The sequence below is a fragment of the Qipengyuania xiamenensis genome (genome assembly GCF_019711495.1).
In the GTDB taxonomy this organism is placed as follows: domain Bacteria; phylum Pseudomonadota; class Alphaproteobacteria; order Sphingomonadales; family Sphingomonadaceae; genus Qipengyuania; species Qipengyuania xiamenensis.
In genome coordinates, this window is record NZ_JAIGNM010000002.1 from 372,205 (window position 1) to 387,005 (window position 14,801).

At 64.1% G+C, this 14,801-nt stretch carries 17 protein-coding genes; 3 read left to right on the top strand and 14 right to left on the bottom strand.

Going from position 1 to position 14,801, the window contains the following annotated elements; genetic code table 11:
* The first annotated feature begins 33 nt into the window (after positions 1 to 33).
* The 3 genes from K3165_RS09975 to K3165_RS09985 all read left to right on the top strand — a co-directional run bounded on the left by K3165_RS09975 (position 34) and on the right by K3165_RS09985 (position 2,286).
* Positions 34 to 795 carry a crotonase/enoyl-CoA hydratase family protein gene (locus K3165_RS09975; RefSeq protein WP_221548735.1) on the top strand — a complete coding sequence of 254 codons (762 nt, stop codon included), beginning with the start codon at positions 34 to 36 and terminating at the stop codon, positions 793 to 795.
* A 1-nt stretch (position 796) separates the two neighbouring features.
* Positions 797 to 1,960, top strand: a complete 1,164-nt coding sequence (locus K3165_RS09980; protein WP_221548736.1) for an acyl-CoA dehydrogenase family protein — start codon at positions 797 to 799, stop codon at positions 1,958 to 1,960.
* A 65-nt stretch (positions 1,961 to 2,025) separates the two neighbouring features.
* Entirely contained in the window at positions 2,026 to 2,286 is a 261-nt protein-coding gene (locus tag K3165_RS09985) for a hypothetical protein (protein ID WP_221548737.1), read from the top strand.
* Positions 2,287 to 2,408: 122 nt separating this feature from the next.
* Here K3165_RS09985 and K3165_RS09990 read toward each other — a convergent pair whose 3' ends face one another.
* From K3165_RS09990 to tsaD, 14 genes are all read right to left on the bottom strand, one after another.
* Positions 2,409 to 3,647, bottom strand: coding sequence for a glycosyltransferase (locus K3165_RS09990; protein ID WP_345721025.1), 1,239 nt, complete (start codon positions 3,645 to 3,647; stop codon positions 2,409 to 2,411).
* Positions 3,644 to 4,654, bottom strand: coding sequence for a fumarylacetoacetate hydrolase family protein (locus K3165_RS09995; protein WP_221548739.1), 1,011 nt, complete (start codon positions 4,652 to 4,654; stop codon positions 3,644 to 3,646). The genes K3165_RS09990 and K3165_RS09995 overlap by 4 nt, the downstream gene beginning before the upstream one ends.
* A gap of 15 nt (positions 4,655 to 4,669) precedes the next feature.
* The gene (maiA, locus tag K3165_RS10000) at positions 4,670 to 5,311 is read right to left on the bottom strand and encodes a maleylacetoacetate isomerase (protein ID WP_221549014.1); all 642 of its coding nucleotides are present in this window, start codon (positions 5,309 to 5,311) and stop codon (positions 4,670 to 4,672) included.
* On the bottom strand, positions 5,311 to 6,486 hold the full coding sequence (locus K3165_RS10005) for an acyl-CoA dehydrogenase (protein WP_221549015.1): 1,176 nt from the start codon (positions 6,484 to 6,486) through the stop codon (positions 5,311 to 5,313). The genes maiA and K3165_RS10005 overlap by 1 nt, the downstream gene beginning before the upstream one ends.
* 71 nt (positions 6,487 to 6,557) lie before the next feature.
* Positions 6,558 to 6,998 (bottom strand): lasso peptide biosynthesis B2 protein, encoded by a 441-nt coding sequence (locus K3165_RS10010; protein WP_221548740.1) that lies wholly within the window; start codon positions 6,996 to 6,998, stop codon positions 6,558 to 6,560.
* A gap of 37 nt (positions 6,999 to 7,035) precedes the next feature.
* Complete coding sequence (locus K3165_RS10015) at positions 7,036 to 7,422, bottom strand: four-helix bundle copper-binding protein (RefSeq protein ID WP_221548741.1); 387 nt, start codon at positions 7,420 to 7,422, stop codon at positions 7,036 to 7,038.
* 82 nt (positions 7,423 to 7,504) lie between these two features.
* Positions 7,505 to 7,867: a response regulator gene (locus K3165_RS10020; RefSeq protein WP_221548742.1), complete on the bottom strand. Its 363-nt coding sequence runs from the start codon at positions 7,865 to 7,867 to the stop codon at positions 7,505 to 7,507.
* A 64-nt stretch (positions 7,868 to 7,931) separates the two neighbouring features.
* The gene (locus K3165_RS10025; RefSeq protein ID WP_221548743.1) at positions 7,932 to 8,402 is read right to left on the bottom strand and encodes a hypothetical protein; all 471 of its coding nucleotides are present in this window, start codon (positions 8,400 to 8,402) and stop codon (positions 7,932 to 7,934) included.
* Positions 8,399 to 8,539 carry a hypothetical protein gene (locus tag K3165_RS10030; protein ID WP_221548744.1) on the bottom strand — a complete coding sequence of 47 codons (141 nt, stop codon included), beginning with the start codon at positions 8,537 to 8,539 and terminating at the stop codon, positions 8,399 to 8,401. Before K3165_RS10030 ends, K3165_RS10025 begins: the two co-directional genes overlap by 4 nt.
* A 1-nt stretch (position 8,540) precedes the next feature.
* Positions 8,541 to 9,281 (bottom strand): OmpA family protein, encoded by a 741-nt coding sequence (locus K3165_RS10035; protein ID WP_221548745.1) that lies wholly within the window; start codon positions 9,279 to 9,281, stop codon positions 8,541 to 8,543.
* A gap of 67 nt (positions 9,282 to 9,348) precedes the next feature.
* On the bottom strand, positions 9,349 to 11,031 hold the full coding sequence (locus tag K3165_RS10040) for a vWA domain-containing protein (RefSeq protein WP_247714060.1): 1,683 nt from the start codon (positions 11,029 to 11,031) through the stop codon (positions 9,349 to 9,351).
* A 166-nt stretch (positions 11,032 to 11,197) separates the two neighbouring features.
* Positions 11,198 to 12,694 carry a lipopolysaccharide biosynthesis protein gene (locus tag K3165_RS10045; protein WP_221549017.1) on the bottom strand — a complete coding sequence of 499 codons (1,497 nt, stop codon included), beginning with the start codon at positions 12,692 to 12,694 and terminating at the stop codon, positions 11,198 to 11,200.
* Positions 12,695 to 12,744: 50 nt separating this feature from the next.
* The gene (locus tag K3165_RS10050; RefSeq protein WP_221548746.1) at positions 12,745 to 13,734 is read right to left on the bottom strand and encodes an NAD(P)H-dependent glycerol-3-phosphate dehydrogenase; all 990 of its coding nucleotides are present in this window, start codon (positions 13,732 to 13,734) and stop codon (positions 12,745 to 12,747) included.
* On the bottom strand, positions 13,731 to 14,771 hold the full coding sequence (gene tsaD / locus K3165_RS10055) for a tRNA (adenosine(37)-N6)-threonylcarbamoyltransferase complex transferase subunit TsaD (protein ID WP_221548747.1): 1,041 nt from the start codon (positions 14,769 to 14,771) through the stop codon (positions 13,731 to 13,733). The genes K3165_RS10050 and tsaD overlap by 4 nt, the downstream gene beginning before the upstream one ends.
* Positions 14,772 to 14,801 lie beyond the last annotated feature (30 nt).

Consider the following 14,801-nt stretch of genomic DNA (forward strand, 5'->3'; position numbering starts at 1 on the left):
ACAGTTTCGTTTTGCAATTGGAGAGAGAGCCCCATGTCTGAAGACGTCCTGACCGAAGTCGACGACGGTGTCCTGATCGTCACGATCAACCGTCCAGAAGCCAAGAACGCCATGAACAAGGCCGCTGCCGAAGGCATTGCAGCGGCGATGGATCGCCTCGACGAGGACGACGACCTGCGCGTCGGCATCCTGACCGGTGCGGGCGGGACGTTCTGCTCGGGCATGGATTTGAAAGGCTTCCTGCGCGGCGAATCGCCCAGCATCGAAGGCCGCGGTTTCGGCGGCGTGGTGCAGGCTCCGCCGAAGAAGCCGCTGATCGCAGCTGTCGAAGGCTATGCGCTTGCAGGCGGCCTCGAACTGATGATCGCCTGCGATCTCGTGGTGGCGCACAAGGACGCCAAGTTCGGCATTCCCGAAGCCAAGCGCGGCTTGGTGGCGGCTGCCGGCGGCGTGATGATGCTGCCCGACCAGATCCCCGAACGGGTCGCGATGGAACTCGCGCTGACGGGCGATTTCATCGGTGCAGACCGCGCCTACGAAATCGGCCTCATCAACCGCGTGACCGACGGATCGGCGCTGGAAGGTGCGAAGGCGCTTGCTGCCAGCATCGCCGCCAATGGCCCGCTTGCAGTGAAGGTCTCCAAGCAGATCATGAAGGAATCGCGCGGCTGGGCGATGGACGAGCGCTACGACAAGCAGGCTCAGCTCATCGGACCGGTCTTCGTCTCCGAGGACGCACGCGAAGGCGCTGCGGCCTTTGCCGAGAAGCGCAAGCCGAATTGGAAGGGGAAGTAAGATGGCCGTTATCGACGTACCCCAGCCCGAATTCATGGACGACGAGGAGATCTCTATCTTCGCGGATGCAGTGGGTAAGTTCTACCAGCAGCATGCGCCTGAAAAGCGCGTTCTCCAATGGCGCGAAGAGGGCCAGGTCGAGCGAGATTTCTGGCGCGAGGCCGGTGAAGCTGGCCTGCTCGGCACCTCCGTCCCCGAGGAATACGGCGGCCATGGCGGTGATTTCCGCCACGAGATGGTCGTCATCGACCAGCAGGCCAAGCATGGCGTCGAGGGCTTCGCAGCCAGCCTGCACAACACGGTGATCCTTCCGTACCTGGTGCGGCACGGGACCGAGGAGCAGAAGAAGAAGTACCTGCCCAAGCTCGTCACCGGCGAACTGGTCAGCGCGATCGCAATGACCGAGCCGGGTGTCGGCTCCGATCTCCAGAGCATCACGACCACCGCTTTGAAGGACGGCAACGGCTACCGCATCAACGGTGCCAAGACCTATATCTCGAACGGCCAGACCGCCGATTTCATCATCGTGGTTGCCAAGACCGATCCCAACGAGCGTGCCAAGGGCATCTCCCTCATGCTGCTCGAGACCGAGGGCGCTGAGGGTTTCCAGCGCGGCAAGAAGCTCGACAAGATCGGGATGGATGCTGCCGATACGTCGGAACTGTTCTTCGACGATGTCTTCGTGCCCGCCGAGAATGTTCTCGGCGGTGAGGAAGGCAAGGGCTTCTACCAGCTCATGGGCGAGCTTCCGCAGGAGCGTCTGATCATCGCGATGGGTGCGATGACTGGGATCGAGAAGGCGCTCGAGACCACGATGGAATACGTGAAAAGCCGCAAGGCATTCGGACAGACGATCTGGGATTTCCAGAACACGCAATTCGTGATGGCCGATCTCAAGGCGCGAGCCACTGCGGCGCGGGTATTCGTCAACGATTGTATCGCCAAGCACCTCAAGCGCGAACTCAGCGTCGATACCGCCTGCATGGCGAAATACTGGGTCACTGAGCTTCAGGGTGAAGTCGTCGACAAGTGCCTCCAGTTCCATGGCGGTGCAGGTTACATCAACGACTACCCGATTGCGCGCATGTATCGCGACAGCCGCATCACGCGCATCTTCGGCGGTTCGAACGAAGTCATGAAGATGGTGATTGCCCGCTCGATGTAGCTTGCGCGCCCTCCCGGTCCGTATAGGGTCGGGAGGGCACGCATTCGGGGAGCGGGACGCTGCAATTGCGCGACAGGATGGGCATCGGCCGCCATGGCCGGATCGCAGCGGGCTTCATCGCCTGCGCGATGGTGCTCGGCGGTGGCGGTTCGCCCAGTCCTGCCGCCGAAATGCTCGTCCAGCTGGCGTTTGTGGTCGCTGTACTGGCATGGCTCTGGTGGGCCGGCGGCGAAGCGCCCGGCATATCGCGCCCAGCAATGCTCCGCACAGCCCCACCACCGCTATCACCAGCAGGAGGAAGCGCCGATCTGTGCGTGAAAGGGTAGAAACCGCCCACATCGTCCCGACGGGAGGAACCAGCACCAACAACGCAGCCAGCGTCAGCGGCGGGCTGATCGAAAGCGGCCGCCAGCTATCCTCGGCGCCGATCACTGCCAGCGATGCGATCTCAAGCTCCCGACCCGGCAATGCCTGCCAGATTGCCGGTGGCAGCGGGATGAGTTGCAGCAGGGGTAACGCGAGGAAGGCCAGCCCCAGATAGAGCAGTGGGCGCTCGGTCTTCCAGCAGTAAACCGTAAAGCTCTTCCCAGCGCTGCGAGATTGTCCCGGCGCTGAATGGTCCTCCGGCCAGGCCCAAGGCCGCGCGTGACATGCCCTGCCACTCGCTGTCGGACTTGCCGAGCGCTTCGACCAGCGCAGCGCGGATTTCTTCGCTTTGTGTCCCGCACCTGATTGCAGCCCCGGCAGCGAAGCCTTGTGGCAGGTGGCAGTGCTCGGTCATGATGGTCGGGACACCTGCCGCCCATGCCTCGAGGATTGCCATCGGCAGCCCTTCGCTCAGGCTGGGCAGGACCACGAAGCGGGCGAGGTCGAGAAGTGCCGCTTTCTGCGAACCGAAGGCGGTTCCGACGAACTCGATCCCGAACTCCCGGTGATCGCGCATGGCGTGTTCGAGCATGTCGATCCCGGCGTCGTCGCCCCATCCGGCCACAGTCAGCATGGCGCCTTCCGGCAGCTCCGCCCGCGCGGCGATCCAGGCAGCGATGAGCGCGGACAGGTTCTTCTTCTCGTGTATGCGACCGAGATAGAGAAGCGAGGGGCCGCGATGCTCTCCGTCGGGGACCGACAGGGCAGGCGCAGGATTGGGGACGATGGCAATCTTTGCGCTGTGCGTCTCGGTCGCGATGTCATGCGCTTCGGCATCGGTAAGCGCATGGAAGGCCGCGGCCGAGCGCCATGCACGCCGTTCCCACAGTGTACGGGCGAGATGCTTCTTCCACGCGTTGCGGGAGGTGATCCACGGATCGAGAATGCCGTGCGGGCTGATCACCAGCGGCCTGGCCGTGGCATTGGTCCAGTCTGCCGCGGCGTGGCTCGGATACTGCCAGATGCCGTGCAAGTGGAGCAGGTCGAGCCGCGCGTCATCGATTGCTTGTGGCAGGTCCGGTGCAAAGCCAAAGGCCGCCGGGCCCGACGGGACGACGAGCTGCGTCTCGATCCCGCCGAACCGCCATGCATCCTGCGACGTATCCTCTTCGCGCAGCCCGAGGATCACGGGCTGCGCGCCGAGTGCGTCAAGCATCTTGGCCCGCGCGAGGACCGCCTCGAAAACGCCGCCATTGCGGCGCGAGACCCACGAGGAAAGCAGCCCGATCCGCTTTCCCGCTATGGGCGAAGGAGTGCTCAGGCCTCGACCACCTTCTGTTCGATCGCGCCGAAGATCGAGTGGCCCTCGGCGTCCTTCATCTCGACGCGGACCGTGTCGCCCGGCGCCATGAAACGGGTCTTGGCCTCACCGTCTGCGATGGTCTCGATCATGCGGATTTCGGCGATGCAACTATAGCCAAGACCGCCCTCGGAGACCGGCTTGCCCGGATCGCCATCCGGGCCCTGGTTCGAGACCGTGCCCGAGCCGATGATGGTGCCTGCACCCAGGTCGCGCGTCTTGGCGGCATGGGCGACAAGGTCGGCGAGGCTGAAGGTCGCATTGACACCGGCATTGGCGCGGCCGAAAGGCTGGTCGTTGTAATCGACCATCAGCGGCAGGTGGATGACGCTGCCCTTCCACGCATCGCCCAGCTCGTCGGGCGTCACCGCGACGGGGCTGAAGGCGCTGGCCGGCTTGGACTGGAAGAAGCCGAAACCCTTGGCAAGTTCGCCGGGGATGAGGCCGCGAAGGCTCACGTCGTTCACCAGCATGACCAGCTTGATGTGGTCCGCCGCCTCTTCGCTCGACACGCCCATCGGGACATCGTCGGTGATGACTGCGATCTCGCCTTCCATGTCGCAGCCCCACTTGGTGTCCTTAAGGGGAATGTCGTCGCGCGGGGCGAGGAAGTTGTCGCTGCCGCCCTGGTACATCAGCGGGTCGTGATAAAAGCTTTCGGGCACTTCGGCGCCGCGTGCCTTACGCACCAGTTCGACGTGGTTGATATAGGCTGAGCCGTCCGCCCACTGATAGGCGCGCGGCAGAGGCGAATGCGCCTCGCGCTCGTGGAAGCGCTCGCACGGCACCGTCTGGTGTTCGACATCCGTGTAAAGCGCGTTCAGCTTGGGCGCGACCTCGTCCCAATTGTCGAGCGCGGCCTGCATCGTGGGTGCGATATTGTCGGCGGCGCAGTAACGTGTGAGGTCCTTGGAGACGACCACCAGCTTGCCGTCGCGGGTTCCGTCTTTCAGCGTGGCGAGTTTCATGGGAGGTCCTCTCTCTTATTGGTTTTCGGGATTGTCGGGTTGCGCGTCCGGGTGGGCGCGCTGGAATTCGGGAAGGGCGAGACAGGCTGCCTCGATCCGCTCAATATGGGGCTTGTCGCTGAAGTCGAAGTCGAACCGGCGCGCGTTATAGACCTGCGGGAGCAGGCAGACTTCGAAGAACCCCGGTGCATCGAACAGGAAGTCGGCCGTGCCCAGCTGCGCGAGGCGAGCCTCCAGCGGTTCGAGCGTGCGGGCGAGCCAGTGGCGGTACCACACGCCGATCTCTTCCTGCGACTTGCCGTATTCGTTGGCGAGGTACTTCAGCACCGGCAGGTTGAGCGGGGCGTGCAGTTCGGTCGCGATGGCATAGGCCAGTTCGCGGGCGACGTAGCGGTCCTCGATGTCGGTCGGCAGCAGCGGACGATCCGGATAGGCTTCGTCCAGCCACTCGATCTGCGCCATCGACTGCACGCGGTCCTTGCCGTCCACTTCGAGCAGCGGGACCGAGCCAAAGGGGTTGCGGCTGGTGAAGGCCTCGCCCTTCTGCTCGGAGGTGAGCAGGTTCACGGGGACATACTCGTACTCGAGCCCCTTCAGCTCCAGCGCGATGCGCAGGCGGTATGAGGTCGAGCTGCGATAATATCCGTGAAGCCTGATCAAAACGCGGCGATCCCCGTGATGGCGCGGCCGAGGATCAGCGCATGGACGTCATGCGTGCCCTCGTAGGTGTTGACTGTCTCGAGGTTCACCATGTGGCGGATCACCTGGTACTCTTCCGAAATGCCGTTGCCGCCGTGCATGTCGCGCGACTTGCGGGCGATATCGAGCGCCTTGCCGACGTTGTTGCGCTTCACGATCGAGATCATGTCAGGCGCAAACTTGCCTTCGTCCATCAGGCGGCCGACGCGCAAGGAAGCCTGCAGGCCGAGCGCGATCTCGCTCATCATGTCGGCAAGCTTGAGTTGGTAAAGCTGCTTCGATGCAAGCGGTACGCCGAACTGCTCACGATCGAGACCGTACTGGCGCGCTGCGTGGAGGCAGAATTCCGCCGCGCCCATCGCGCCCCAGCTGATGCCGTAGCGGGCACGGTTGAGGCAGCCGAAGGGGCCCTTGAGGCCCTGGACTTCGGGAAGGAGGGCATCTTCGCCCACTTCGACCTCGTCCATCACGATCATGCCGGTGGTGCTGGCGCGCAGCGAAATCTTGCCCTCGATCTTGGGAGCCGAGAGGCCCTTCATGCCCTTTTCGAGCACGAAGCCGCGAATGCCGCCGCCGTGTGCCTCGCTCTTCGCCCAGACGACGAAGACATCGGCGAAGGGCGAATTGGAAATCCAGGTCTTGGAGCCGGAGATCACGTAGCCACCGTCGGTCTTCTTCGCGACGGTCTTCATGCCGGCTGGGTCGGAGCCTGCGTCGGGTTCGGTAAGGCCGAAGCAGCCGATCAGCTGCCCGCTGGCGAGGCCGGGGAGGTACTTCTTCTTCTGCTCTTCCGAACCATAGGCATGGATCGGATACATCACGAGGCTGGACTGGACCGAAGCCATCGAGCGGTAGCCGCTATCGACGCGCTCGATCTCGCGCGCGATCAGGCCGTATGCGACGTAGCTGGCACCTGCGCCGCCATATTCTTCCGGAACAGTCGCGCCGAGCAGACCGGCTTCGCCCATCATCGGGAAGAGTTCGGGAGCATCGAGTTCCTTGGAGAAGCCCTCGATCACGCGCGGCTGGAGTTCGCCCTGCGCAAATGCATGCGCAGCGTCGCGGATCATCCGTTCTTCCTCGCTCAGCTGGTCGTCGAGCTTGAAGGGATCGTTCCAGTCGAATGGCACCATACCAGCCATGTGGTCTCCTTTGTAACTTGAATTTGCCGATGGCAGACAGCCGATGCAGGCGCAAGGGGGAGTCAGGCCGTCTCCGCATCGCCCGGCAGGAGCAGCGTGTAATCGGCCTCCTCGCAAATGCCGGTGACCCACTCCTCGCCCACTTTCAGCCAGGCATGGAATTGCATCTTCCCGTCCGCATCGCGCTGGGTGCCAATGAACAGGCTGGAGGCAATACCGCGCCGCTCCAGCATCCACCGTCCGGTCAGAGCTTGCGGCAGGCAATTGGGTGAACCGGGGACGTTGTTGAGGGCGCGCAGTATCGCCAGCCTGACCCGGCGGACGGTAGCGAGATCGGCATCCTGCTTTGTGCTGTGGGTGGCAATGGCGCCGAAGCGATTGCGCCACTTGCGCGGCGGCACGCTTGCAACCAGGAATTTCGCGTAGAGCACCATTGCGATCGCCTCGAAGGTGGCGATTTTGTCGACGCTGTCGAGCGCGAAGAAGGTGCGAAGCTTGGACATCAGGCGGGAGAGTATACCACTGTCCCGCCCGATCGCCTCACTTTACTTGGCTCAGTGCCTTGCGGCAGTCGTCGGCGCATTCGCGGCACATCTTGGCGCACCACTTGCAATGGTCGTTGTCATGCTTCTCGCATTCTTCGGCGCAGGTTTCACAGGCCTTGATGCAGGCTTCCATCTGGGCGCGCAGGACATCGATGTTCTGGGCGGTACGGCGGACGGCGAGGCGTGCGGTCGCAGCGCAGACATCGGCACAGTCGAGGCAGTTGCGGATGCACTGGGCCATGTCCATGTCTTCGGCCACGCAGGCGTCGGCGCAGCTGGTGCAGAACAGCGAGCACAGCATTGCGTGACGGGCGGCGAGGACGAGGTCTTCGGTCTTGTCTTCCACCTGCGGGTGGGCATCGATCATTTTCTGGAGCGACATGGGAGTTCCTTTCCTTGGGGTACGTGCAAGGAATGGGGCCGTGCGGTGCGCGGTTCCCGAAAAAGCCAGAAATTCGAAAGCGCTAGGCGGCTGCGGCTGCCCGCTGGACGGACTCGATTACCTCGGCCGGAGGACAGGGCTTGGACAGCGCCTGAGCCAGCGGAAAGCGGGTCGCTACTTCCTGCGGTGTGAGGTGGCCGGAATGGAAGATCACCGGCACGTTTTCGGCCATCATCTGCTCCGCCAGCGGGTAGACGATGCCGTCACCCAGCTGGACATCGAGAATGGCGATATCCGGTTTGGTCTTCTGGTAGGCAAGCATGGCGCTGGACAGGTCGTCAAAAGGACCTTCCACGATATAGCCGGCTTCCGAAACGGTGTCGCAAAGATCGTAGCCAACGATCAATTCATCTTCGGCGACAAGTACGCGTAGCTGTTGTCCCATGCAGCCTCTCCTCGTTCGCTCGACCCAACATTTGAAATGGGTCAAACGCGAGAAGGTTCCACGGTCAGGCTCCGGCCCCGTATTTGCCCGTAAATTCGGCGTCATTGCCATCAGCCAAAAGGCGGGCCTGGCCGACCCAGTCGTCGCGCCGGATGCGCCCTTCGAAGCGGCCGAGCTGGGCGTCGATACGGTCGATCTCCGCATCGTCCCATTCTGCGATCTGCGCGAAGGACGTGACACCGAGGCTTTCGAGCGTTGCGGCAAGCTTGGGGCCTACGCCCTTGATGCGGGTGAGCTCGTCGCCATTGCCGTCGCTCACCTTGACCACCGGCTCGGGGTCGCGGGTCGCGGCGGGAGGTGCATCGACCAGCGCGGAATTCCGCTGTGCGCGTTCCGCGCCCTCGTCGAGTACATCCTTGCTCGCGCCGGTCACGCGGGTGCGGCGATTGGTGCGCAGCAGGAACCAGGCAACGATAAGCCCGATCACGAGAGCGATGGCGAGCAGGATCCAGTGTTCGGCGAGCAGTTCGCTCATGTGTCGTCCCTCTCTTCTTGGACAAGATTTTCATCGGGATGCGGTGCCGGTGCGCGGCTCCACAGGGCCCAGCCGATCGTCAGGCCGATCAGATAGGCGACCAGCATCAGCGCGATGACTTCGAACCATATCGGCATATCAGCGGGGTCCCGGTGTATCGACGGACGTCGGGGTCAGCGGCTCCTTGCGGATGACCGAGAATTCGATGCGGCGGTTGGCGGGATCTTCGGGCGTCAGGCGTTCGACCGGCTCGCTGGAGCCGACACCGCGGGCGCGCAGCCCGTCACGCGGGATCCCGCGGCGGACGAGGGCTTCGCGAACGGTGCGCGCTCGGTCCATGCTGAGCGCGAGGTTTGCTTGCTCGTTGCCCGACCGGTCCGTGTGGCCGGTGATCGCGATGATCGAGCCAAGGCACGGGCGCAGCGCTGCGGCGACCTCATCGAGCAGGATACGGCTGGCGGGCACAAGTGCGGTGCTTGCTTCCTCGAAACGGATGGTGCGCGTGCGTAGCAGGCCGTCCACATCCTCCTGGCAGTGCAGGGGCTCGAATTCGGACTCGCCGCTTTCCGCATTGACGGAGCCGTCGATCCAGCTGACCCCGCCGACGCCGGGTAGGGCTGCAACGGCGCGCGCCGCCTTCGTGCGCTCTTCATCCTCCAGCGTTTCACCGCCGCTCAAGACGGGATGGCGTGAAGGGTGGCCGAAGCGGTTGGCGAAACGGGCCTCGACCGAGGGCGTGCCCGCGTCAGCCAGCGCGGGACCGGCTGCAGCGGCGAGCCGGTCGGCCATGGCGGCGCCCGATGCCTGGCTGCCCACATAGCCAAGCGCCGCCACGAGGGCGGCACCGAGCGTGATTGTCAGGGTAGGGCGCTGTGTCATCTCCAGCGCCTTCTACCTGCGCATCCGCCGCGTTCAAGGGGCGGATGCGCAGGGCGGGGGACACAGGCTACATTTGCGCTTCGGCAGTGCGGGCGAGCTCGACGAATTCCTGCCGGTAGTAGTCGCGCTGGCGACCGGCGAGGCTGACGACGTCCTCCCAGCTGAAGCCTTTCAGCAAATCGTCTCCGCGCAACTTCTGGCCGTAGGCGGCCACTGCTGCGGCGAAGGCGAAATCGCCCTGCGGCTGGCGGCGCGTCTGGAGCGCGGCTGCGGGCAGGCGATACTGGATCAGCTTCGATTTCGACCCGTCGGGCAGTTTGTAGCGCAGCTGGACGAAGGCGGCCTCGTCCGAGCGGCTGGCAGCGGGGCTTCCAGCCTCGGCGCCATAGCGGCGATCCGAGATCCAGCCCTTGTTGCCGGCCGGGATTATCTCGTAGATCGCAGTGACCTGGTGCCCGGCACCGATATCGCCTGCATCGACCGCGTCGTTGTTGAAGTCTTCCTCGCGAAGTGCGCGGTTCTCGTAGCCGATCAGGCGATACTGGCTGACGACGGAAGGGTTGAACTCGACCTGGATCTTCACGTCCTTGGCGATGGTGAAGAGCGTGCTGCTCATTTCCTCCCGCAGCACCTTCTTCGCTTCCAGCGCGCTGTCGATATAGGCGTAATTGCCGTTACCGTGATTGGCGATCTGCTCCATCATCGCTTCGTTGTAATTGCCCGTGCCGAAGCCGAGCGTGGTCAGCGTCACGCCGCTGTCGCGCTGCTTCTCGATCATCTCGATCAGCCGGTCGGTATCCGACATGCCGACGTTGAAATCGCCGTCGGTGGCAAGGATCACGCGGTTGACGCCGCCCTTGATGAAGCCCTGGCGCGCCATGTCATAGGCAAGTTCGAGGCCCGCAGCGCCCGCGGTCGAACCGCCCGCCTCGAGACGCGAGAGGGCGGCGCGGACCTTGGCGGAATTGCTCGTCGGTTCGAGCACGACCGCGGTGCGGCCCGCGTAGACGACGATCGAAACCTTGTCCTTGCCCGACATTTCCGAGGCGAGGCCGGAGAGAGCCCGTTTGACCAGCGGCAGCTTGTCGGGGCTGTTCATCGAACCCGACACATCGACGAGGAAGACGAGGTTCGCCGCCGGTCGCTCATCGCGCGGCAGGTCATAGCCGCGCAGGCCCACGCGGATCAGCTTTGCTTGCGGGTTCCAGGGGCTTTCCGCCGCATCGAGCGTGACCGAGAACGGCTTGCTGCGATCTTCCGGGCGGGCGTAGTCGTAGCGGAAGTAGTTTATCATCTCCTCAGTCCGCACTGCGCCGCGCGGCGGGAGTTGGCCCATGGTCAGGAACCTGCGGGCATTGGCATAGGCACCGGTGTCGACGTCGACGGAGAAGGTCGAGACAGGCTCGGTCGACACCAGCTTGATCGATGAGACTTCCTCGCCCGCATAGCGCTCGCGATCCTCAGGCGGCATCGGATAGGCATCACCGGGCACGCTCGCTCTTGCCCACTGGCCGGGAGGCGGCGGTGCCATGGCCATGTCGACCGTGGCCATTTCCGCAGCGACGCCCGGAGGCGCGGGAGAAACGGGCGGGGGAGGGGAAGCAATGTCGTAGGTCGCAATCGATTCGACCTCTTCGCTCGACTGGTCCTGCGAACAACCTGCGACGGCAATGATCAGCGAGCTTGTGGCGAGGAGCGACAATGCGGCTCCTCCTGCACGAGTGCGATTGTCCATATTCTTCCTCTCCATGATTCCCTACTCCTATGTAATGTTATCACATAAATAAAGGCGACATCATGTCTAAAATGTGGCCAAAATGAGGCATGAGTCAAGTTTGGGCACGCGAATGCAGCCGCAATCCTCCCGCGGAGGGCGGTAATACGTCTTAAAAACAGTAGCTTATCGAATATGCCGATTAGGGCGCGGTATCGCCCGATTCTGGCGAATTCTTGCGGAAAAGGACCCGATCTTCCGGTCCGAAACCGCGTTTCCAGATCACATAGCCGTATGTGGCAAGGATCGCGGGGATACCGAAAGCAAGCTCCGCCCATTCAGGAAGCAGCGTCGCGACGAAGCCGACGACCACTGTCGGCGCGGTCGCCCAGACCAGCGCCCATCGCCAGTTGCTCACCGGTGCCTTGAGCAGCCGCTTGAGGAGCAGCGCCTTGACGAGGCTGGATGTGCCGAGCGCTATCAGCATTGCGAGCGCCGCGCCCGCAGCCTTGAAGCCTTCATCCATGCCGAGATGGTCGGCAAGCGCGATCAGGGCCAGCGTCAGCGCACCCTGCAGCGTTATGATGCCGACCGAGATCGCGAGGTTTCGCTTGCGCGCGATGTAGACCAGCACGCTTTCCGACACGACAGCCATCGACGCGATGACTTCTGCCGTCAGCAGCAGCGCGAGTGCGCCCGTACCGCCGACGATGGCCGGACCGCCGAGGCCCATGACAGCCTCGCCCGGAATGGCCAGCGCCAGCGCTATGCCGGCCTGCAGGGCGATGATCCAGAAGCCGACCTGCCGCACCTGCGATGCGATTGCCGTCATGTTTCCGATCTTCAGGTTCTTGGTGATGACCGGCGAGAGGATCGGCTCGAAACTGGATTTCAGTTTCTGCGGCAGGCTGACGACTTCCTTTGCGAACCAGTAGATGCCGACCGTATCGGCAGAGGTCGACTGGCCGAGCAGCCACACGTCGAGCAGCCGCGTGCCGCGCTCAATGACATCGGCGCCCACCAGCGGCAGGGCGCGCAGGCTCATCTTGCCGAGATAACGCGGGCGCGGTCGCCAGCCGGCAGGCCTGCCGTAGGTCCGGAAGAACGACCAGGCAGCGGTCAGTAGAGCGGCATAGATCGCGCCAAGGAATGCAAGCGCGATTCCACCTTCGCCCACCCCGGGCACGAAGAACAACGCGGTGACGAGGATCGATTTGGTCCACGGCTCGACCAGGGCGCGTGCACGCACGGTCGTCGCGATATCGTAGCGGTAGGCCTGTGCCGCGAGCAGGATTTCGGTCAGCGCGAATGCCGGGATTGCCGCGATCATCCACATGTCCCAGCTGCTGTTCACCCCATTGGGGAAGATGATCACCGGGAATACGAGCAGGACCGCGCATACCACGAGCGAAACCGCCAGCGAGGCAAGCATCCCGTCGAACACGAGGTTGACCTTGCGGCGTGCAGCTTCGGGTTCGTCGTCTTCGGCCCCTTCGGCCAGGCGTTGCGCAAGGCCGCGCTTTTCGCCTAGCGCGCAGACCAGCGCCAGGATTTCGACCACCACGAAGGCGATAGCGAAGCGCCCCATTTCCTCGACCCCGTAGAGACGGTAGCCGACGAACAGGAAGGGCAGCCCGCCAAGCAGGCGCACGATGAAGCCGAGCGTGTTGGTGCGCCCGCCCTTGGCGAGCGTGGCCATGTCGTCACCGCCCTTGGCTGGTTCGGGCTGCGCTGGCGGAGCGGGCTGGCTCAAGCGTCGCTTTCCTGTTCGGCCTTAAGCGGCCGGGCAAGGATATCGCCCACCACGGATTTCGGCTCTGCGCCCGAAAGCAGCGCATTCACCGCGCCGACGATCGGCATGGTCACGCCATATTTGTCGGCAAGTTCGACCAGAACCGGCGCGGTATGCGCGCCTTCGGCCACGGTCTTGCGGTCGGACATGAGGCTGGCCGCGCTCTGGCCTTCGCCCAGCGCCTTGCCGAGCGAGAAATTGCGGCTCGAGGTGGACGAACAGGTCAGCACGAGATCGCCCAGGCCGCACAGGCCGGTCAGCGTTTCCGCGCGCGCGCCCAAAGCCTCGCCGAAGCGGAGCATTTCCGCATAGCCGCGTGCGATCAGCGCGGCGCGGGCGTTCTGGCCGAGGCGCAGGCCTTCGACGACGCCGCAGGCGATGGCCAGCACGTTTTTCACCGCACCGCCGATTTCCGCACCGGTCACGTCATCGGAATAATAGGGTCGGAAATTGGTGCGGGCGACGAGCGGGGCAATGCGCTCCCACTGCGCCTCTCCGCCACCGCATGCCAGCGTAACGGCTGCGGGAAGACCGGCCGCGACTTCATGCGCGAAGGTCGGGCCTGAGAGCACGGCGATATCGCTTTTCGGGGCCGCATCGCGTGCAACATGGTTCATCAGCCGGCCCGTGCCCGCCTCGATCCCCTTGGAGCACAGGATGAGATCGCGCGGGTGCGAGGGCATGGCCTCCAGCATTGCGCCCATGTGCTGTGCGGGCGTGACGACGAGCATCGCGTCGAGCGTCGCCATTTCGGCAAGGTCGCTGGTCGCGCGGATATTCTCGGACAGGGTCGCGCTCGGCAGGAAGGGGGTGTTCTTGTGGGCGGTGTTGATTTCTTCGACCAGCTCGACCTCGCGCGCCCAGAGCAGGACGTCGCGGCCATCGCTGGCGACCATTTGCGCAAGGGCCGTGCCCCATGCGCCTGCTCCAAGGACCCCTACGCTCATGCCTTCACTCCTGCTCCGCGCACCGGCTCCGCTTCGGGATCGAGCGGCCAGCGGGGCCGCGCAGAAATATCCAGCGGATCGGGGGCGAACCCGTCCAGTCCGAGCCGTTCGATGCCGGCCCATGCTATCATCGCGGCGTTGTCGGTACACAGCTTTGGTGGCGGTGCGGTGAACCGCAGCCCGCGTTTCTCGGCAACGGCTTCAAGCGCGGCACGCACCGAAGCATTCGCTGCAACGCCGCCTGCCACCACGAGTGTCTTCACCGCATCCATTTTGGCAAGCGCGATGCTTAACCGGTCGACCACGCAGTCGATGGCTGCCTGCTGGAAGCTCGCGGCGATGTCGGGCGCTTCGTATTTCCCGCTCTCGTGGGCGCGCAGCACCGCGCTCTTCAGGCCGGCGAAGGAGAAATGCGGCTCGCCGCTACCGACCATCGGGCGGGGGAGCGGCACGGCCTTGGCGTCGCCTTCCTTCGCGATCCGCTCGACTGCGGGCCCACCGGGAAAGCCGAGGCCGAGAATCTTCGCCGTCTTGTCGAATGCCTCGCCAAGCGCGTCATCGATCGTGGTCGCTAGTCGGCGGTACTGTCCGACCCCGTCGACCTGCAGGATCTGGCAATGACCGCCCGATACGAGCAGCAGGGCATAGGGAAATTCGAGGTCCTCGTCGGCAAGGCGAGGGCTCAATGCATGGCCTTCGAGGTGGTTGACCGCGATCAACGGTACCCCGCTCGCCATCGCAAGCGCCTTGGCGCTGACGAGGCCGACCATGACACCGCCGATCAGGCCCGGGCCTGCGGTGGCGGCAATTGCGTCGAGATCGTCAAGTTTTACGCCTGCATCGGCCAGTACGCCCTCGATCATCGGGGCAAGCCTTTCTGCATGGGCGCGTGCGGCAATCTCGGGCACCACGCCGCCGAAGGGCGCGTGCTCCTCGTCCTGCGAAGCGATACGCTGCGCCACGATGCGCCGGTCGCCGTCCACCAGTGCGGCGGCGGTTTCGTCGCAGGAACTTTCTATGCCGAGGACCAGAACCATTGTGCGCTTCCCCTTAACGGTATCGCTCGC

Bases quoted from the DNA above. Each gene is read 5' to 3' on its own strand.
- K3165_RS09975 (WP_221548735.1), top strand. From the start codon at position 34: ATGTCTGAAGACGTCCTGACCGAAGTCGACGACGGTGTCCTGATCGTC.
- K3165_RS09980 (WP_221548736.1), top strand. From the start codon at position 797: ATGGCCGTTATCGACGTACCCCAGCCCGAATTCATGGACGACGAGGAG.
- K3165_RS09995 (WP_221548739.1), bottom strand. From the start codon at position 4,654: ATGAAACTCGCCACGCTGAAAGACGGAACCCGCGACGGCAAGCTGGTG.
- K3165_RS10005 (WP_221549015.1), bottom strand. From the start codon at position 6,486: ATGGTGCCATTCGACTGGAACGATCCCTTCAAGCTCGACGACCAGCTG.
- K3165_RS10010 (WP_221548740.1), bottom strand. From the start codon at position 6,998: ATGTCCAAGCTTCGCACCTTCTTCGCGCTCGACAGCGTCGACAAAATC.
- K3165_RS10015 (WP_221548741.1), bottom strand. From the start codon at position 7,422: ATGTCGCTCCAGAAAATGATCGATGCCCACCCGCAGGTGGAAGACAAG.
- K3165_RS10020 (WP_221548742.1), bottom strand. From the start codon at position 7,867: ATGGGACAACAGCTACGCGTACTTGTCGCCGAAGATGAATTGATCGTT.
- K3165_RS10025 (WP_221548743.1), bottom strand. From the start codon at position 8,402: ATGAGCGAACTGCTCGCCGAACACTGGATCCTGCTCGCCATCGCTCTC.
- K3165_RS10030 (WP_221548744.1), bottom strand. From the start codon at position 8,539: ATGCCGATATGGTTCGAAGTCATCGCGCTGATGCTGGTCGCCTATCTG.
- K3165_RS10035 (WP_221548745.1), bottom strand. From the start codon at position 9,281: ATGACACAGCGCCCTACCCTGACAATCACGCTCGGTGCCGCCCTCGTG.
- K3165_RS10040 (WP_247714060.1), bottom strand. From the start codon at position 11,031: ATGGAGAGGAAGAATATGGACAATCGCACTCGTGCAGGAGGAGCCGCA.
- K3165_RS10045 (WP_221549017.1), bottom strand. From the start codon at position 12,694: ATGGCCACGCTCGCCAAGGGCGGGCGCACCAACACGCTCGGCTTCATC.
- K3165_RS10050 (WP_221548746.1), bottom strand. From the start codon at position 13,734: ATGAGCGTAGGGGTCCTTGGAGCAGGCGCATGGGGCACGGCCCTTGCG.
- tsaD (WP_221548747.1), bottom strand. From the start codon at position 14,771: ATGGTTCTGGTCCTCGGCATAGAAAGTTCCTGCGACGAAACCGCCGCC.